The organism is Arenicella xantha, assembly GCF_003315245.1.
GTDB lineage: Bacteria > Pseudomonadota > Gammaproteobacteria > Arenicellales > Arenicellaceae > Arenicella > Arenicella xantha.
On the sequence record NZ_QNRT01000001.1, the window covers coordinates 270,934 to 289,767 of the forward strand.

Here is an 18,834-nt window from a genome sequence, read left to right on the forward strand (position 1 = left end):
TACTGGCTTTGGTCTACTACAGCACACATATTAGCCAGACCTAATTGAGACGCCGTCATAATAAATATAGGGTTGGTTATATTGAATGGATAATTCTGCAGTGACTGACGTCGCCGTTCTTGTTAGTGGCGGACTTGACAGCAGCGTTCTTGCCGTTCATTTAAGCGATTCGAACTACCATGTCTACCCGATTTACATACAGCACGGTCTCTACTGGGAAGCCACCGAACGTGACCATCTAACACGATTTCTATGCGCGGTTGCACGACCTAATATCGCCGAACTAAAAATTCTTGAGCTTCCAGTGACTGATATGTACGAGTCACACTGGAGCGTTTCTGGCAATAATGTGCCTGACGAGAACACACAAGATGATGCGGTTTTCCTGCCTGGTCGAAATCTACTATTGTTGGCAAAAGCCAGCGTCTGGTGCTCTTTAACTGGAATACGCACAATTGCTCTTGCGCCCTTGTCCGGAAACCCTTTTGCGGATAACTCCAATGCGTTTTATCGAGCAATCGAGCAATCCATACAAATTTCTTCAGGCCAGAACATGGACATAATCAGACCGTTCTCCAATATGAGCAAAGACCAAGTGTTGCAGCTTGGGGGCAAGCTTCCGCTACATTTAACGTTTTCCTGTATCAGGCCACATAAAGGGTTACACTGTGGTCGGTGTAATAAATGCGCAGAGCGAAAGTTGGCGTACCACCGGCTTGGCATTGAAGATGCCACACCTTATGCCACTTGAACTAAACTGAAATTATTCAATAAATAATAAAGTGTATGTATCAAATTCTGAAATCAATCTCCTTTTGCTACGGCCACCGCTTACTTAAGTATCAGGGCCCCTGCGCAAACCTGCATGGTCATAACGCCAGAGCAGAAATAACGCTCGCGAGCGAACAACTAGACGAACGCGGCATGGTGATGGATTTCGGCGATATCAAATCAGTAATCAAAACCTGGATCGATGACAACCTTGATCACACCATGCTGCTATGCAAAGACGATCCCCTTGTCGCCGTGCTGACCGACAATCAAGAAAAATTCTACTTAATGGACAAAAACCCGACCGCTGAGAATATCGCAGAGCTTATTTTCAACTATGCTGAACAACAGAATTTTCCAGTAGAGTCCGTCACACTTTGGGAGTCCGATACAAGCTTCGCTCGATTCTTGCGCTGAGGCGTGTTTGACGCTATGTCCTACGCAGAATATCAGCGTTCAGAATTGCGCAAATGGAAGTTATGGCCTAAACATCAACACTTAACTCAGTTTTCGACCCTGCTAGAAAACGAGTTTATCCATCACCACACAAGACGAAACAACCTCAATAATAGACTGGCTGAGCTAGTACGGTATTGCGCCACTACCGTGCCCTACTATCGCGCGGCCTTTGCACAACACGACATTGACGTTCAATCGTTCAGCGGAATGGATAACCTGAAAATTCTGCCAATAATCGACCGAGCAACCATTAAGGACAACTCCGACCAATTACAGTCAACCCAGCTTCCGGTTGACCAGTCACTCTATGGCTTCGCAAGCACCTCAGGGAGCACGGGGCAACCGATTAAGGTGCTACACACCGATCTAAGCATCATGTGGTTCAGCATCTTAAAACAACGCGAATACCGCAGTTGGGGCTTTAACCCCGCGCACGCCATGGCCGTTGTTCGCCCAGCGGTCGACTTACCCAGACCAAGCGGTGAGTTAATCAACGCTAAATCGTCGTTCACACTTGGAGGCTGGCAATATGTTGACCGCTACTTTCAGACTGGCGATATGGTTATGTTGCCTGATACCAGCGGTACCGACTACATCGTGGAATGGCTACAAGGCCAATCTGCAAGCTATATAATGGCCATGGCCGCGGTTCTCGAACAAATTGCACTAGGCTTTACTAACACCGAGCACCGTTCCAAATTAGTTAGCGCAGTGTCAATTTCGCAGCAACTCACAAACGGAATGCGCAGCCTTGTGGAACAACATGTAGCGCCATCAGTACACCAAAACTATGGTTTAAATGAAATCGGCTTAGTGGCCATGCAGTGCCCCGAAAGTGGTCAATATCATGTGCATAACGAAAACTGCTTAATCGAAATTGTCGATTCAAACGGCGAACCCTGCGAACCGGGCAAGCCTGGCAAACTGCTGGTCACGGCATTACAAAACCTCGCCATGCCATTGTTGCGCTACGATACCGACGATCTTGCGGAATACCCCAGCGAACAATGTCCGTGCGGCCGATCGATGCAAAGCTTTATGAATCTACAAGGCCGTTACCGACGAACCGCCCACCTGCCAGCTGGCACTTGGGATTACTGGGATGGGTTACTAAGAGTTTTCGGTCAAGCTTCGGCAGAAGAAATGAGCACGATTAAGCAATATCAGTTACATCAGTTAGCGGCCGATAATTTCAGTCTTAAGTTGAAAGTTGACGGCACAATCAGCCAAACACTAAAGACTAAAATTCACCAAAAATGGCGTGCTGTTGCAAAAGGCAAACCCGCAAAATTAACAATTCTAGAGTTGGACAAGATTGAGCAGCCCGGCAAAAAATTTCAGAATTTCATTTCTGACGTCACACCACAGGACTGAGTCAAAGTGAGTTTTCACACACAACAACATGCCTTAAGTGACACAGGAGTAGCATTAACGTGACGATGCCAAACTTCTTGATTGTTGGCGCCGTTAAAGCCGGCACAACATCGCTGTATCACTACCTAAGCCAACATCCTGACATCTTTCTGCCTAACCAAAAAGAGCCGCATCATTTCGCTCCGACCAAATGGTGCGGATACCCTGCCATGGCGCTAGACGACTATGAAACGCTTTTTGAAAAAACAGATACTTATACTGCCCGAGGCGAAGCGTCGACTGGCTATTTGTACTACCCCGAATCGCCAAACCTTATTCACCAAGCCCTACCCGATTGCAAGATTGTGGTAATTTTACGAGACCCCACTGTGCGGGCTTATTCCGGTTATATGCATGAAGTACGGGAAGGCTTAGAGCAGCACAGCTTTGAACAGGCATTAGCTCAGGAACAACAAGCCACTCGCTTTGTCCGTGGCGGCGAATTCAGCTTCAACTATCTAAAACAGGGCCTCGTTTGCGACAACATACAACGCTACATCGAATTGTTCGGCACGCACCAAGTTCATGTCTGTTGGTTTGATGACTTAGTTAATAAACCGCACACATTGATGCAGGCGCTATTTGATTTTCTGAACGTTGACGAGCACTTTCAAGGTGAATGGGACTATCGTTACAACCCATCTGGCCAGCCAAAGTTCAAAGCCCTACATACACTCATTGATGGGGAAGGCACTGTCGCCAACTGGCTACGCGCACGCTTTAGCGGTAACCGAAAAAGCCATAGGCAAGCCTCACTATGGCACAGAGTCAGAGATTGGAACCTAGCATCTGGCGAGCGGCCGACACTTGACCCAAGCACTGAACGCTTGTTACGCAGCTATTTTCAAAGCGAAGTCCGAAACTTAGAAGCCCTCCTTAATAGAGACCTTTCTGAATGGCTAAATTGAGAGTTCAGCATAGTCACAATAAAACCAACCAGCTAAGCAACACATGAAGACATCATTAATCAATTCTATCCAATGCCCAAAATGTGAATCGATGCTGACCGTAGATGAAGCGGCCACCAAGCCGGTTTATCGAGAGTCCAACAATGAGCTGCATGAGGGCATACTGGTGTGCACTAGCTGTGCTAAGCAATACCCCGTCATTTGTGGCATCGCCATATTGCTGGCTAATCCTAATTCATGGTTGCGCTCGAACTACAGTTATATTGTTGAAGGCGCATTCAACAGCGGCGGCATAAGTGAACCATTAAGGAAGTACTTAGATCAGCATGGCTGGCGAATGTCCGCCTCACCGGCTAATAATTACTACGAGTTACCACGCTGGGTAGATATATTTCTTGCTACACACTACGATCCCGTACCCGCCGGGTCCGATGACAATTCAGAACTTGGCGCACTATTAGCAAAGCAACCCTCAGTGTTTGAATATGTTGCCAACACACTTAAGCGCCTCCAGCCCGAAGGTATCAAACGTGCGCTCGACGTTGGTGCAAATGTCGGAGGCATGACATGGCGATTAGCCTCGCAAGCTGAGTCAGTCTTGGCGATTGACACAGCATTCAATCCATTACTTGCTGCGCGCAAACTTCAATTAGGTCTACCCAGCGCAAAAACAACGGTGCGCCGATATATCGATGGTCTGCGGCATGAAGAAATTACCGTCGGTCCTTTTAACACCAACGTCGAGTTTCTGGTCGCTTCGTTATTTGAACTGCCCGTGGCCGGAAAATTTGATGTTATTACCGCGCTCAACGTTATTGATGTCGTGCCAGACCCAGAAGCATTTTTGGACGTGTTGATTGATCGCTTAGAACCCGGTGGGCTACTAATACTCACGTCACCCTACTCTTGGGGGTCAGACGATGTTCCAATTGATAACTGGATTGGAGATGCCGATACGCCATCCAATGAAGCCGTTAACAGGCTGCTAATCGACAAAAAGTTGAGCATTCAAGACGAGACTGATTTCGTACCTTGGATACTACGGGAGCACTCCAGATGGTATCGGGTGTTTCATAATCATTGCGTGATCGCGAGAAAGGGATAGGTCGAATAATTAACAATAGCCCGTATTCAAAACGCGCAATCTGAGTGTACCCTGATATTTCGAATCGCCAACTTGATAGGCTAAAAATGGCTTAGCTAAAACCGTTCAGCACCTTAATTAACCGGGCTTAGAAGTTTACCGAACAATGCGTGCAGCCCAGATGAGATACGTCCGCTGTTTTTTTCTACTTTGTAACGGCGCCAGGATGCGGAGTTATCTTTTAAGTACAGATGGCGGCGAAAAGCTTTGTCGATTGTGCTGTAGAGGTCTTCGTTGCTTATAGGGTACGCGAGATACTTGAATACTTGACCTTGATTGATCAGGTTAACCGCCGTATCGGCGTCATATTCCTTGGTCAGGGTAATGGCTACCAATTCAGGTCGAGCCTGTTTGAGCAGATTGATGGTCTGTAGCGTTTGCTCTTCGCCACTCAATTCCACAATCACCACACCGACGTTGTCTCGGGTGGTCGCGGCAGTAATCGCCTGCTCCACGTTTTGAGTGCTGTAGGCCATAATCTCACGCTGCGAGCAAAAGCGCCGAATCTGATTGCGAACATCTTTATTCTGCTCAATCAGTACAATAGCTTTACCGCGTGTCGCAGACAGAAAAGCTTCGTCTTCGCCACCTTGAACCACCGTGCCATCGCCCAAAAAAACGGTGCCGGCCGGAAGCTCTGAGGCTTCTGAGGCCTCGGCCACTACCTCTTTGATTTCAACATTGTCCCACGGCTTATTGATAAATCGGTAGACCTCGCCTTCGTTGATCGAGTCGACAATAGCCTGACGATCCATAAAGCCGGTCAATAGAATTCGTATGGTTTGCGGGTACAGTTGACTGACTTGAGTAAGGAGCTCGCTACCCAACATACCAGGCATCCGCTGATCGCTGAGCAGTACGTTTACCGTACAGTCTTCAAGGATTTCTAGGGCTTCTTGCCCACTGTTTGCAGTCAATACCGAGTACTCGCGTCGAAACAAAGCCTTGAGCGCGCTGGTAATGCGGGGTTCGTCATCGACACACAATATAGTGTATTTTTTATTCGACTTCATATGCTGACATCCCTAACTTTTCTTAAATCGGTCACGTTATGTGGTGGGCAAAAAAACCGATACCGTGGTGCCCTGATTCAACTGTGAACTGACCTCAATACGGCCATTATGTTCTTCAATGATTTTATACGCAATCGACATTCCCATGCCGGTGCCTTCACCAATATCTTTGGTGGTGAAAAATGGATCAAACATTTTTTGCTGTGTCGCCTCATCCATTCCGCCGCCTTGGTCGATGAAATCTATGCGGATTTCCTGGTTCTCAACCTCGGTGCGAACCGTCAGTGAACCTTGTCGTTCATGCATCGCCTGACACGCGTTGGTGATGATATTCAAAAATAGCTGGTTCAGTTTAGACGGTGCGCATTCAATGGTAGGTAGCGTACCGAATTCACGTACCACAGTAACATCATTTTCCTTAATAGGGTTACTGGCAATGGTTAAAGAGCTATCTAGACAATCGTGAATATCGATATTCTCAGTTGACTGACGGTCAAGTCGCGCGAAGTTTTTCAAGCTTTGAACCAGTTTTGAAATCTCACTTAGACCGAACATGCCATCGTTCAACAATTGCTGACTCTCTTCGATCAATTCATTCGCCTCTAGCTCGCGTTCTTCTTCAATCAACTCTTCGAGTTTGGCCGCAATGGTCTCTGCACTTTGGTCTTGAGCGGTGTAATCATTGGCTAGATCATGCAATTTGTTCAACAGCGTATTGAGCTCAGACAGGTTCAGTTTGAGTGACCCAGCATTGCTGGTAACGTAGCCCAGCGGCGTATTGATTTCATGCGCGACCCCAGCCACCATCTGACCGAGCGACGCCATCTTTTCACTTTGAATCAGCTGTTGTTGAGATTCTCGCAATTCCTCGTACGCTTTCTTAATCTCTTCGGTGCGTTCAGCTACTTGGTGCTCCAATGACTCATAGTTGCGCCAAATTTTATAAGCGAAAAATACTAATACCAACAACGATAGCAGCGCATAAGCAACCAGCGCGTTACGCAGCAAGTTAGAGCTCTTTATCGCGTCATTATGATACGCCGCATAATCGGATTCGATCTGATTTAGCAAATCACCGGTCTCGATTGAGGTCAACTGTTGGTACTGCGCGTCGGCCATAGGGTAGAGCTCAGCAATGCCGAGCACTGCCGCCCGGTAGCGCTGCAATGAACGTCCGGTCGCAAGCAGCAACTCTTGTGTAGGATTCTCTTCGGTCAGGCTTAGCTCGCCAATCATGCCGCTGCCCAAGGTTAGGCTAAACAATTGAGATTGCGCATTAATGATTGAATCGTACAAATCGCTTTGTTCCTTCAACTCCGCGTTCGACATCAACACCGGAGCGGTCGTATTGACTCGCAGCAGATTCTTAATAATTTGCGTATTGGCCGATATATATTGCTCTAACAACTCATTACGATTGGTAAACGCGCGCTCAAAAGCGGTCACCGTCTCACTTAGTTGTTGGCTACTTTCAATCTCTTCAAACAGTGCCTCAAAGCGTAAATTGTCAAATTCAGCGCTCAGCTCCAGGTTCACGTCACGCAAACGGTGATGATCAAACTGACTATTAAAGCGTGACTGATTCAGCAACAACCGCAGATTTTTGTCGAGGGTCTGCAGGTTACGAATCGATTCGGTAGTTTGCAGATACACCGTTTGATCCAGCTTCTTTTCTTGCGTCAGAAAATAAACGGTTAAACCGATTCCGATCAGGCCCAGCCCCAGCAGTATAATTATGTATTTGCGCATAAGTCCACATCAGAACTGTGAGGCAGCCCGATATTAATCCTTCGGTTTATTGTCTTTCTTTTTGAATAGGCCACTGAACCAACCACCTAAGGTTTTTTTCTTCTTAGGCTGCTCTGCAATGGCTTCTTGGGATTGCTCTGCGGCAAGTCTTTCGGCTTCTGTCGGCGTCATAATCGCAGTATCGGGTGTGTCTTTCAGCTGTGTCAAAAGCGCTTGCGACGGCCTAACCGCGCTGTTATCACCTAACTGCTTTTTCACGTAATCCATAGCCCAATATGTCTGCTCTCCGGCAATACCGTCAATCTCTGCGGTATACACATTGAGTCGCTTTAACTCGGTTTGAATCGCTTTGACCATCTCGGTTTCGGCCGAAGGTGGTGCACTATCAATGGCTTTGTTCTTGTTACTTTCTGCATTGTTCTCGCCCACCGTCGGCGCCACACTGAGCTGCACGGCATCGCTTGACGTTTCATCGACGGCTTGACTCAAACTACTTACGTCTATCAACTCTTCTTGTGGAATCTCTCCGAGTCCGGCTGCCACGTAGTCGGTTGCGCCAGTGTACTCAAGGCGTAGCAATTCTTCTTTATTATCACTCGATTTGACTAATCTAAATGCAGGCCGATTATGGCTTGCCAGATCAAACGGTTGCTCGAGAAAAACCACACGTTGTCGGTCACTGTAGCGCGCTAATTCATTTTCCTCACGCTGAAAGTATGATTCTTGAAAAATTAATTCGCCGGTACTGGCTCCGCCAATCTCAAACTCAACCAAGGCGTCGAATTCATTTGTTTCATTTAGCAGTGAAGCCAGCAACACCTTAATTGGGTACTGCTTGCCAAACTCGCAATAGTGCTCAAAATTAGCTTTGCTGTGCTTAAGTTCTCGAGCGAAACCAGTTGGCCGCAAACACGTGGCAATGCCATCAGTGGTGTAGCTGCCCAGTTCAAAGAAGTTTGAGGCATGCGGCGTATTAAACTGCACCGGCTTAATATTTGAAATACGATAAACACCGCGCCAATCGGTGTATTCCTGCAATTGAGCACGCTCACTCGCCGACAAGTTTTCGTCGCCTAAATACGGTACTTTACGATTCCAAACAACCAAGCCATGCTCGTTGTCCCAAAGCTTAGTCAACACCGCGCTACTGGCTTTCATTAATTCGTGATAGCGGGCCTGTTCTGCCAACACGGCCTCAACGGCTTTGTCTACCAGCTTTGTGTCATCCACCACTGGGTTGGTGAACTTCACCAAACGCGAACCTTGCAATTTAGGATGGTTAACCAAACCGTCAAGCACGTAACCATTTGCGCCTTTACTGTAGATCAGATCAGCAGAAAAATTGATCATATAACCCGGCGCATACTCTTCTTTTAAGAAAGTGTAATACTCGTTTTCACGACCCTCTATGCGAGCCATTGCACGGATCACACGGTCATAGATTTCATGATTTATCTCACGTTCTGAGAAACGGTTGCGCCGCAGTACTTTTTCAACTCGCTCGCGGAACTCCGTGTTCCCAAGGTCTTCGATATATAACGGGTGACGCAGTTCTAACTTTCCTGACACCCGAATGCTACCCGAATCACCGCTCTGACTGGGCTCAACATCGTAGTCCATCAACGCTACTTTGTAGTCGTGGGTAACCTGGTAATTCTCAATGTAAGCTTGAATCTCAACATCGGTAGGTTGTGATCGCCCACAAGCACTCAGATGCAGCGCGGAAACAAGCAACGCTAGCCATAAAAAATAACGAGAAATGTACTTATGCTTTAACAAAGTTTACGGGGCACGGGGCGCATGCAGGGTTAGTTTTAATAATTATCGTTATGCGCTTTTCGCATCGATCTACGCCGTTATTTTGGCGAATAAGTCTCTGTTCGGCAACCATGCCTAATGATAAATCAGAGAGGTGGCTTTATTGCCCATAAGAAAACGAACATTATTCTTAAGTATAGCGGTATTTTAGCTTCAGATTGTGAAAACTGATCAACATCAATGAATGTGGGCACTCGTTTATCGTTGCGCACTTCTTTGTGAGTTTGAACCAACGTGGTAAAAGGTCAGTCAAGAGTCTCTCGCTAATCTAAACAGTGACGCCACGATTTCACTCGCATATCCGTAATTAACGCTCGCCTAAGCGCTGCTGCGGCACCTTGCGTAACAGTTCAGGGTCATATCCTAAGCGTTCAGATTCTCGCACTAGGGCTTGGTAGTCGGCGTCACTTATTTGTGGGGTTCGCGCCATCAGCCAAAGGTAGTCTCGTGCTTTGCGCCCAATAATCACTTGGCTGTAATCTTGGTTGAGATAAACAATTCGATAATCCGCTTTGATTGGCCAAATAAACTGCATACCCCAAAGCGAATTGTTGGTCTTGTCTTTAACAAAGCCCTTCGGATTGTAAGTTCTCAACGGGCCATCAAAACTGCCCTTATTGAAGGTAAAGGTCGTTGCAATATTGCCATCACTATCAAGCTCATAGCTCTCAATCGCATTGTAGGCTTCACGCTCGATAAACGTAGGGATATTGGCAATAACATACCAATCACCCATAAATTTAGTCAGATCAACCGATTCCACAGTAGGCATCGGCGCGCGGGTAGCACAGGCCGCGACAGAAAGCGCCACCAAGCCCGCCATAACTAGTTTTGAGATAATTTTCATACCCGTGAGGCTAACAGATGGCGGCTGGCGTTAGTGTCAACGAACGAGTATAGCGAGAGCTTTGCATTTAGAGGGCTATTCTCATTGTTAAAAATAGTTAGATACCGAATCTTGTACCGATACCGTCAGTTTTTCTTACGGCTTTTGTATCCGGCAAGCTCAACAACATACACATCAACTGAACCACTATTATTCCAGTCGGAATTAAATAGCACCCGCGTGCCACTCCGGCTGAGCACCGGATGCGGCTCAGCAAAATAACCGACCAAACCATAGCGGGCTGCCGAACGGTGATGCGCAATTCGACATACTTCCGCTTGGTTTGGGTCTGAGTTAACCAAATACAACTCCTGTTCGAGAGCGGTGTCGCCTTCATCGCCATAGCCGACACTCGACACTGCAGCCCAACCGGGGCGCTGATGCGCAAGTGCGCTAATGTGCGTGCCAGACAGCGTATACGGATAGCCGTTGGCTTGGCCTACCAGCACTCTGCATTGACCGGTAGAGGCATCATTACCATTGGCTAAACGCCCCACGCTAGAGTGCTCATTCGCGCTGGCTAGGTCAAAGCTACGAACCGCTGCGAGTTGTTGGTTTAACACATGACCTTGGTGATAAAACAGCTTGCCACTGGGAAACACCGATGGCGCATTCCCGCCCGCGGCTATCGGCAGCAGCGTAATCGTGTCATTGGAGCGTTGATAACTGAAGGCTTTGGTGCCGCAACGCAAGCCAAATACGTCATCGTCGTACGACATCATTTGCACATCACCGCCGGCAGTCACGGCATCGGCACCAGGGCATACTGCGTTAAAATCTTTGATAACCGAATGCTGCTGTGAGGCTACGTTGTAACTCATCAACTCATTACCCTTGAGACGATATGGTCCTTGTGCGGTGCTCACCGTTTGGCCAATCGCTCCGTTCGGGTAGTACACTAAATCAGGGTTCGAGGTACTCCAAAATAGTTCCTCAATATCAACCGGTGACACCGGCAGCTGGCTTAGCAGCCTATAGTTTTGACCATCATATAAATAATGGCCTGCGCCTCGATGCCACAAAATCATCAAAGATTCGTCGGCATTCCACGCTTGAATGGTGCTGTAGAGCGTTTTAATAATGCCACTACTAATCTGCGATGAATCACTAATGCGCGTGATAGTGCTCCCAAACACCGCATCAACATAGCTCGCGCCAGCAGACGGTTTAAGCATTGAACGCATAGGCCGATTCTGCTTATCGTTGACGGTAAAACCACGACACAGAGACACCGAACTTGGCGTGCTAGCCGCTCTTTTTGCAAGAATCGACGGCAAGAATAATAGCTCGTCATCGTCCGAAACCGGCTGAGCAAACGCTGAGCTAACGGTCCATAGAATCAGAAACAATGCGCACAACCTCTGCGCGAACGCTCGTCTAGTATATCTATATCGCATCGTGTAGTAGCCTTATTGGATCAGGACCGAGAGCAAAATGATAGCAAGAAACTAATCAGAGACCGTCCACCTTCGATCAATCGAACTCGTGCTCACTCTGAGTCGTTTATTGGTTATTCAAACGTAGACTTATAAAGTCAGTCATCCAATAACAACATAATTGTGGGGACAACGAATGAGCCTTGCGAGTCAGCTGGAGGCGTTGGATAAGACGGTGGACCATCGCCATTATTACCGACCACATTACCAGCATAATCTAAGACATTGCCAGTTAGAACGTCTCTATAAGTGAGTGTCCCATCTGGGGTTTTAGCCGTTGTCTTGTATTGAGATAAGTATGAATTGGTAAAACCGGAAAGCTGTACCTCAATTACTATTGGCGTATGAGTTGCTGTAAAGCGATCAGTCACCCAGAAAACAACTTGCATGACCCAACTGCCATTTGGTTTTTGGAATGCGCCGTGCATCTCAAGAAGCTCTTCAGCAGTCGTGTATCCACTATTACCTACGATGTTCGTTGAGATTGTTTTATCGCTATTATTGGTATAACCGAGTTTGTAGCTCTCAATAAAATAAACACCGTTTCTTTGTGAGAGCCAAACATTCTCGCCTAAGGGATAACTTCCGAGGCTATCGGTGATCGTGCCTGAAATAAAAATTTTATTGTCGTTTGGACTTAACGTTAGATCAGACTCTGCATCTAATACGACCGCTATAGCTTGGTTCAGATTTACCCCGCTTGTGTTTCTAAACGGGTGATTAAAAACTCGCCCTTCTATATTTTCGCCATAATTTTCAGCCCGCAAATTTGTATTATTGTCTTTAAATGACACATTCACGTATTCACCTAGATTGTTTAACCCAGAGTCCTTGATCGCCACATTGAAATTTTCAAAATGCACATCAATCAAAGACGTACCTTCTGATTTTTTATCTAATTTCACTCCAGAGCCAGCACCACTATCAGCGCCAATTAGAAGCGAGTCTTTAATAACGTAATCAGCGGTGTATGAAAAAAAGTCGAACGCTTTATCAGTCACTTCCCATGCAGTAAAGTCCACGATATCACTGCGAACATCGGACGTTAAAGAAAAGCCTCTTCGATGCCCTGAATCGAGCGCTATGCTAACACCTATGGCCGTATTGCCGTGAAAACCAATAAAATTACCAGTCGTACCAACTGATGTTTTTAGCAGTGGTGTGGGGTTAAACTTATCAAGTATGCTCGCATAAGAATCATACGAAGCATCGCTTTGCAAAGCCGTAAACTTCCAACCATAAGTAGAGTTCGCGGCGATATTATCTTTTTGTAAAAGCGATCTAGCGGTTGAAGAATAGGCCTCACCGGAATGACCAAAATCCCCTAATTTTTCATCACGATTAATCGACGCATCATCACCGTCTCCGTATATTCCCGTGACTAAATTACCCACCCATTGACCCGTTTCGTTACCATCTTCAGCAACAATTCCGGCACCTTTGACATTAAACACCACATTAAAATCAATGGCCGCATTCGAGCTATGATGTGTGATTCCCCAACCGGGGTTATCGTGAACAGAATTCCCGTAGGCAATCGCTAACGGATAATCATCACCAACACCGATTTCATGGAAATGAATAGAATACCGCCCAGTAATGTTGTCGCTGCCGTCGAGCGCGTTGCCGTCTGCATCCAGCGGGATGCCTTTATCTGTTCGACCTAAACCTAAAAATTCCGCAAAACGAATGTCGGTACTTTCATTCATAAACATCGTATGCCCACGAATGCCATTCACATTTTCAGAACGAAACTCAATATTTCGTGATGTATTTGCAACATACAGGGGCAAATCGTCATATCCTTGCGGCGGTCGGTGGTCGTAATCTAGAGGGCTATCCAAACTCACCGTTCCGTTATCTGAAATTTGCACAATGCGCCTAATTTCATCTTCCGCTTTAGTGTCACCGTTGGTACCAACAATCAAAATATCGTCCCCGACTCGCCAAGTACTTAGGTCGCCGTTCAAACGTATCGAAGACATGCCCCGTAATGCTGGCGCACCCAATGTGGAATACGGCAACTTCGCAGCACCATGAATATCAACCTGACCGATCGCAACTAAGCCGTGCCCCATTTGACTGGGGTCAATATTTTTATCGATTGCGTCATCAATAAAGATAATTTCGCTCTTAACGTTTCCCCCAATAGGCTGATTAACTGTGCCAATTTTAAGGCTTGATTTCATCCCTGTTATCATTGTTTGCAAGACGATTTTCGTATTCACAGAACGATCAAAACTTAACGTTCCATCAATTCGTACAACGTCTAATTTAGAATTGCTATTAGCATCATAAGAAACGGAAATATCTTCTGGAATATACACATCGGCACCAGTCCCTGGCACACTACCGCTCGACCACGTTGACGGATTAGACCAATCCTGACTATTTACCGCTATGTGCGAAGCCTGATCTGGCGTTAAAAGACTCAGAACAGCCATATGTTCTGCATGCGTTCCTCCGGCCATTAATACCGCGGAATACAACGAAGTAACAACAATGCCAATTATCAATCGAGCCATTAGAATCACACTATTTCACAACAGTCAGACTTTTTAAGGTAACACTGAATACCTTTTCTTGCCTACAACTATATGTTCACACCACCTTGGCATAGCAAACCTCTGTTTTTTATTATGAACTAGCAGATCGAGAGCAAGCACTCATTTAAGTCCATCAGTAACCGTGAAGCCCTATTTCTAAGCGTGGATCGGCGCGCTACTGACAGTTGGTACCTTGATTCGTGCTGCAACGCCAATTGCTTGCGATTTGTTCGCCGTTAGCTGGCATGATCGTGCCGCTCGGTAGTTCGACCGTGGCGACCAGAAAATCGCAGTTACCGGTAGAAGTTGGTACAGTCACACTTAGTGACGTGTCGCCTGCCGTGACATCGACGATGTGAGATTGCACGCCGTCACTGTCAGCAAACACGCGATAAGTTCCTGCGGGTAGATTCTCCGCTGATGCGGTGCCACCACTCTCTCCGCAATTTGCCAACACATTATCATTGTCGTCGACAATCAAAACAAAGCGAGAGAAAGGATTTTCACTATCCAAAGAGGCCGCAATGATATTACTGACCCCGGAGCTAGAAGTCTGTGCATGAGCAGGCAGAACAATGGCGTTGACCAAAGGTTTGTGCCACAAAGGTAATGTCGCACCACCGGCTAGCGCGATTTTAAGTGAACGTCGTTTAGAATTATTCATTGTATTGTGTGTTGCTATTCAGAGGATATCGTGTGGGCAAACTGTTAATTTATGTTAACATTTCATTGACTGATTGATATATAGAAAAAGGTATGGGTTGATGAATAAATTACGTTTTTGTCTAATTGGGCTGGTTTGGTTGATCAGTGTGTCAGCGAACGCGCAGTCCCAGTATGGAAATAAAGTAGTGGTGGTGCCCTTAATGGGAGAAGAATCTACCTGGCGCGGAAGTTGGCAGGTTGATACTAATTATTCAAAGGCGGAAGTGATTGAAGAAGGTGGCAGCAGCTATATTGCAGTCAAGTCTCACACGTCCAGTCTCGCAAACATACCACCCGACACTGAGTATTGGAATCTCGTTGCAGCTTCCGGCGCGACCGGCGCGCAAGGCATTCAAGGCCTCAAAGGCGATAAGGGTGACAAAGGCGATATCGGTGACACCGGCCTCAAAGGCGATAAGGGTGATAAAGGCGATACCGGTGACACTGGCCTCAAAGGCGACAAGGGTGATAAAGGCGATACCGGTGACACTGGCCTCAAAGGCGATAAGGGTGACAAAGGCGATACCGGTGACACCGGCCTCAAAGGCGATAAGGGTGACAAAGGCGATACCGGTGACACTGGCCTCAAAGGCGACAAGGGTGACAAAGGCGATACCGGTGACACTGGCCTCAAAGGTGATAAGGGTGACAAAGGGGATCCGGGTGCAATTGGACCGCAAGGTATTCAAGGGCCGGCAGGGGCCGATGGTGCAGACGGTACGATTATTAGCGTAGACGATACGACAATCTTTGAAACGATTCCTGATGCAGCCAATCCGAATGAGAAGACCTTGAGCGGCATCGTCTACTCAGCTGGATCCAGAATTCAAATTACAACCCCGGACGCCAATCTGCCTGCCCAAAAAGTGATTGCATTTAATCCATCGGGTTTGACTGCAAGAACTTCCTCGCCAGTGAATATTCGTGACCCTTGGCTTGGCGTGAACTACATTATCGCCATGCAAGGTCTTTACCCTTCCAGAAATAGTGAGAACCCTATCTTGGCCGAAATCGTGATGTTTGCTGGTACCTTTGCACCGAGAGGTTGGGCGCTTTGCCAAGGGCAATTGTTGCCTATCGCACAGAACTCAGCCTTGTATTCCTTAATCGGTACGATATATGGTGGCGATGGAGAAACTACATTTGCACTGCCTGATTTGCGAGGTAGATCGCCAATCGGTGCAGGGTCGGGACCAGGTTTAACCGATATTCGCGAAGGGCAAAAAGGCGGAGCTGAAACAAGAAACTTGGCGCTTCCGGTTCAGTAGCACGCGACGGCAAGGTCTCTTCAAACGCAAAATGAAATCTGCTTTTTGGGTGGCGGTGACAAGCATAGTTGCCGCCGTGATTCCTCATGGTGTGACGAGTGCATCGACGTTTTCAGATTTGCCTATTGTCATTGCCATCGTCGACGACGGCTTTAATCATAACCACCGTCTGTTCCAAGGCATGGTGTGGCGAAACCCGGGGGAAGTCCCCAACAACACGATCGATGACGACGCAAACGGTGTGGTGGATGATCTCGTCGGCTGGGACGTCTCCGACATGGATGGGACCGTATTGCCCGCTGTCGATCGGCAGTCGAAGCTGTATCACGGTACCTTTATTGCCGGGGTAATCGCCGAGATAATTCGAGATCAACTTGGTGAGCGAGATGATTATCCCATCAAACTGATGTTTGTTAAAGCCGTGTCCGATGCGTCTATCCGCGACACCGTCGAAGATGGCTACCGAGGCTTGGACTACGCGCTCAAAAGCGGCGCAAACGTGGTGAACTTGAGTTGGAGTGGTGGTCTCGTCGACGATCAAGCCAAAAGCGCGTTAGCAGGTATTGCTGATAGTCATGCATTCGTGGTGGCTGCCATGGGCAATCACTACCAGGACGAACAGATTTACCCAGCTGCACACAGTCAAGTATTCGCGGTGACTGGTGTTGATGAGAGGGGTATTTCGATTGACGGAAACCTAGGTGAGGAGGCGGACCTAACAGCCATGGGCGCAGAGACGGAGTCGGCGGACGTGGCCAGTAATAACGGCGTTCGCCGAGACCGAGGCACCTCGATAGCCACCGCACGTGTCTCGGCTGCGGTGGCATTGATGAAACTGGCACGCCCTTCAATCACTAAGCTCGAGATAGAATCATGCCTGAGTATGACGTCGTATGCTGTCGACAAGCTGAATCCACTTTTTCCTGGCCAGTTTGGTGCTGGTGCGTTGAATATTTCGGCGGCAATAAATTGTGTTAAAGCAGGGTTGCCGCTCAACCACACGTTTAGCAACCCAGAAGGCGTGCTGCTATTTACCAAAGGTAAGGCACGCAAACCTGAGCTGAACTGGCGAATACAGCCTGAAGGCGCATATTCTGGTGTTGTGCTCAAGCCCTTCTTCGAAGGCAAGAATAAGTCTGTGCAGGTGACGATCTCCTCGTTAGACGGTGAACACTTATGGCAAGGCAAAGCCGATGCGCTGCCGCATGAGTTGGAGTTTTCCAGTCACGCTATTCAGATCAAGTTACAAGCCAAAGGTCGCAAAGATTTTCGCTTTGGTATGCGCTATGCGTTCAAGTTGGTTCAACTCTCTAAACGCTATTGCCAGGGGCTTCAGCGCATCGAAGCTGAAGGCGTGTACACTGATGGCAGCGTAGGCAGTGACTATGCGCATTTGAGTGATTGTCAGTGGCTGGTGGTTCCGCCTGAAGGTGAAAACGCGCAGATCACATTCACCAAGCTCGACACGGAACTGCATCATGACATCATTCACCTATTTGCCGGTGAGACCACAGAACAGCGCAACTTACTGTTGAAATTGAGCGGACGTGAACTTCCGCCGCCACTGTTGGTGAAAGGCGGGCATCCGGCATTACTTTGGTTTGTAAGCACCCGTGAGAACAGTGGGACCGGTTTTGAATTCAAGGTAGACTACGTCGAACCCTAAGAGTTACGTTTAAGTAAGGACATGCTTAAGACAGCTTCAGGCTGTCCCCTTTTGTTGAGTATCAAACAGAAATACAACCCAAGTAGCACTCAATGAGTCGAACGTCTTCTAACGCCCGAAGTGCTTCGATGTATTCGCAATGGTTAACCGGATTGTTGAATATGGTTAAGTTTTTCTCGCATAATTTTTGTGTACTGCTTTTCCGCATGTGCATCTTTTGGATACAACAGCTCCACGCGCAGCTCACTTAGCGCACCCTGTTTCACGCTTTCGAAGCGCAACACAGTCATAAAAAATTCTGTCTCATAACCAAAAGCCTTGAGAATCGGGAATAACACCATGTCGTCTGAAGATTGTAACTCCGCACTGGGTTTTTCGCGCCGGTCAATGTATCGTCTGGTTTGATCGCTTAACGATTTCAGGTCATGGTCGCCAGTTCGTATGGACTCGAATAATCGACGTTGATAGAACGCATCGGCAATCTCCTGCCAATTCACTAGACAATTTTTGACTTCGGGGTCGGCAAAGAACGCATCGATAGATTCCTCTGCAGAGTCCCGGATGAGGTTTGAAAAAAAGGCCGAGAATGGGGTATTCACATATTTGATACGAGAATACACATCGACCACACACCCAGGAAATGGCTCGTGATCTCGAAGAATCGATTTTATCGATTTCTCGATAAACTGACTGTTGGATTCCTTGCGGTCAAACTTTACTTCCTCGACAGGCAACCCTGCCGAGGCCAACAAACTGTTTTTTTCAACACTCGATATATTGAACGCGTTGGCAATTCTGCCAACCATGCCGGGTCGAGGGCGAGATCGCCCTGTTTCGAGAAAGGAGACATGCCGTGCCGTTGTACCAACGCGATCCGCTAAATCTGCCTGTGTAAGACCATATTGCTTTCTCATTGCCCGCAGCAACTGTGAAAAATAACTTTGAGATCCTTGATTCACGACTTAAAACCTTATGGGGATGAAGAAGATTAACCTGATTGTTTGATTCGTGTTTGAGCACGAACCGCATCATTAATAGCATAGCGTTCAACC

At 47.4% G+C, this 18,834-nt stretch carries 14 protein-coding genes and 1 pseudogene; 7 read left to right on the top strand and 8 right to left on the bottom strand.

From position 1 onward, the window contains the following. Positions 1-85 precede the first annotated feature (85 nt). The 5 genes from DFR28_RS01225 to DFR28_RS01245 all read left to right on the top strand — a co-directional run bounded on the left by DFR28_RS01225 (position 86) and on the right by DFR28_RS01245 (position 4,656). Complete coding sequence (locus tag DFR28_RS01225) at positions 86-751, top strand: 7-cyano-7-deazaguanine synthase (RefSeq protein WP_113952482.1); 666 nt, start codon at positions 86-88, stop codon at positions 749-751. A gap of 35 nt (positions 752-786) precedes the next feature. After that, positions 787-1,188: a 6-pyruvoyl trahydropterin synthase family protein gene (locus DFR28_RS01230; protein ID WP_113952483.1), complete on the top strand. Its 402-nt coding sequence runs from the start codon at positions 787-789 to the stop codon at positions 1,186-1,188. A 15-nt stretch (positions 1,189-1,203) separates the two neighbouring features. Beyond that, on the top strand, positions 1,204-2,604 hold the full coding sequence (locus tag DFR28_RS01235; protein WP_113952484.1) for a phenylacetate--CoA ligase family protein: 1,401 nt from the start codon (positions 1,204-1,206) through the stop codon (positions 2,602-2,604). Between the two features lie 65 nt (positions 2,605-2,669). After that, positions 2,670-3,551 carry a sulfotransferase family protein gene (locus tag DFR28_RS01240; RefSeq protein ID WP_113952485.1) on the top strand — a complete coding sequence of 294 codons (882 nt, stop codon included), beginning with the start codon at positions 2,670-2,672 and terminating at the stop codon, positions 3,549-3,551. 43 nt (positions 3,552-3,594) lie between these two features. Beyond that, complete coding sequence (locus DFR28_RS01245) at positions 3,595-4,656, top strand: class I SAM-dependent methyltransferase (protein ID WP_113952486.1); 1,062 nt, start codon at positions 3,595-3,597, stop codon at positions 4,654-4,656. Between the two features lie 113 nt (positions 4,657-4,769). Here DFR28_RS01245 and DFR28_RS01250 read toward each other — a convergent pair whose 3' ends face one another. From DFR28_RS01250 to DFR28_RS01280, 7 genes are all read right to left on the bottom strand, one after another. Continuing rightward, complete coding sequence (locus tag DFR28_RS01250) at positions 4,770-5,708, bottom strand: response regulator (RefSeq protein WP_113952487.1); 939 nt, start codon at positions 5,706-5,708, stop codon at positions 4,770-4,772. Between the two features lie 36 nt (positions 5,709-5,744). Next, on the bottom strand, positions 5,745-7,457 hold the full coding sequence (locus DFR28_RS01255) for an ATP-binding protein (RefSeq protein WP_113952488.1): 1,713 nt from the start codon (positions 7,455-7,457) through the stop codon (positions 5,745-5,747). Positions 7,458-7,490: 33 nt separating this feature from the next. Beyond that, positions 7,491-9,236, bottom strand: a complete 1,746-nt coding sequence (locus DFR28_RS01260) for a hypothetical protein (RefSeq protein WP_113952489.1) — start codon at positions 9,234-9,236, stop codon at positions 7,491-7,493. Positions 9,237-9,582: 346 nt separating this feature from the next. Next, complete coding sequence (locus tag DFR28_RS01265) at positions 9,583-10,122, bottom strand: lipocalin family protein (protein ID WP_113952490.1); 540 nt, start codon at positions 10,120-10,122, stop codon at positions 9,583-9,585. A 125-nt stretch (positions 10,123-10,247) separates the two neighbouring features. Next, on the bottom strand, positions 10,248-11,558 hold the full coding sequence (locus DFR28_RS01270) for a hypothetical protein (protein ID WP_147250890.1): 1,311 nt from the start codon (positions 11,556-11,558) through the stop codon (positions 10,248-10,250). Positions 11,559-11,695: 137 nt separating this feature from the next. After that, entirely contained in the window at positions 11,696-14,122 is a 2,427-nt protein-coding gene (locus DFR28_RS01275; protein ID WP_113952492.1) for a G8 domain-containing protein, read from the bottom strand. A 196-nt stretch (positions 14,123-14,318) separates the two neighbouring features. Further along, complete coding sequence (locus tag DFR28_RS01280) at positions 14,319-14,807, bottom strand: hypothetical protein (protein ID WP_113952493.1); 489 nt, start codon at positions 14,805-14,807, stop codon at positions 14,319-14,321. A 1,000-nt stretch (positions 14,808-15,807) separates the two neighbouring features. Here DFR28_RS01280 and DFR28_RS20030 point away from each other — a divergent pair. Together DFR28_RS20030 and DFR28_RS01295 are read left to right on the top strand one after the other, a co-directional pair. After that, positions 15,808-16,098: pseudogene (locus DFR28_RS20030) on the top strand (phage tail protein); the annotation flags it as partial. Between the two features lie 49 nt (positions 16,099-16,147). Further along, entirely contained in the window at positions 16,148-17,782 is a 1,635-nt protein-coding gene (locus tag DFR28_RS01295; protein ID WP_113952494.1) for a S8 family serine peptidase, read from the top strand. Between the two features lie 143 nt (positions 17,783-17,925). Here DFR28_RS01295 and DFR28_RS01300 read toward each other — a convergent pair whose 3' ends face one another. Continuing rightward, the gene (locus DFR28_RS01300; RefSeq protein ID WP_211316803.1) at positions 17,926-18,741 is read right to left on the bottom strand and encodes a helix-turn-helix domain-containing protein; all 816 of its coding nucleotides are present in this window, start codon (positions 18,739-18,741) and stop codon (positions 17,926-17,928) included. Positions 18,742-18,834: the final 93 nt, after the last annotated feature.

Bases quoted from the DNA above. Each gene is read 5' to 3' on its own strand.
- DFR28_RS01230 (WP_113952483.1), top strand. From the start codon at position 787: ATGTATCAAATTCTGAAATCAATCTCCTTTTGCTACGGCCACCGCTTA.
- DFR28_RS01245 (WP_113952486.1), top strand. From the start codon at position 3,595: ATGAAGACATCATTAATCAATTCTATCCAATGCCCAAAATGTGAATCG.
- DFR28_RS01275 (WP_113952492.1), bottom strand. From the start codon at position 14,122: ATGGCTCGATTGATAATTGGCATTGTTGTTACTTCGTTGTATTCCGCG.
- DFR28_RS01265 (WP_113952490.1), bottom strand. From the start codon at position 10,122: ATGAAAATTATCTCAAAACTAGTTATGGCGGGCTTGGTGGCGCTTTCT.
- DFR28_RS01250 (WP_113952487.1), bottom strand. From the start codon at position 5,708: ATGAAGTCGAATAAAAAATACACTATATTGTGTGTCGATGACGAACCC.
- DFR28_RS01255 (WP_113952488.1), bottom strand. From the start codon at position 7,457: ATGCGCAAATACATAATTATACTGCTGGGGCTGGGCCTGATCGGAATC.
- DFR28_RS01235 (WP_113952484.1), top strand. From the start codon at position 1,204: ATGTCCTACGCAGAATATCAGCGTTCAGAATTGCGCAAATGGAAGTTA.
- DFR28_RS01225 (WP_113952482.1), top strand. From the start codon at position 86: ATGGATAATTCTGCAGTGACTGACGTCGCCGTTCTTGTTAGTGGCGGA.
- DFR28_RS01295 (WP_113952494.1), top strand. From the start codon at position 16,148: ATGAAATCTGCTTTTTGGGTGGCGGTGACAAGCATAGTTGCCGCCGTG.
- DFR28_RS01280 (WP_113952493.1), bottom strand. From the start codon at position 14,807: ATGAATAATTCTAAACGACGTTCACTTAAAATCGCGCTAGCCGGTGGT.
- DFR28_RS01240 (WP_113952485.1), top strand. From the start codon at position 2,670: ATGCCAAACTTCTTGATTGTTGGCGCCGTTAAAGCCGGCACAACATCG.
- DFR28_RS01270 (WP_147250890.1), bottom strand. From the start codon at position 11,558: ATGCGATATAGATATACTAGACGAGCGTTCGCGCAGAGGTTGTGCGCA.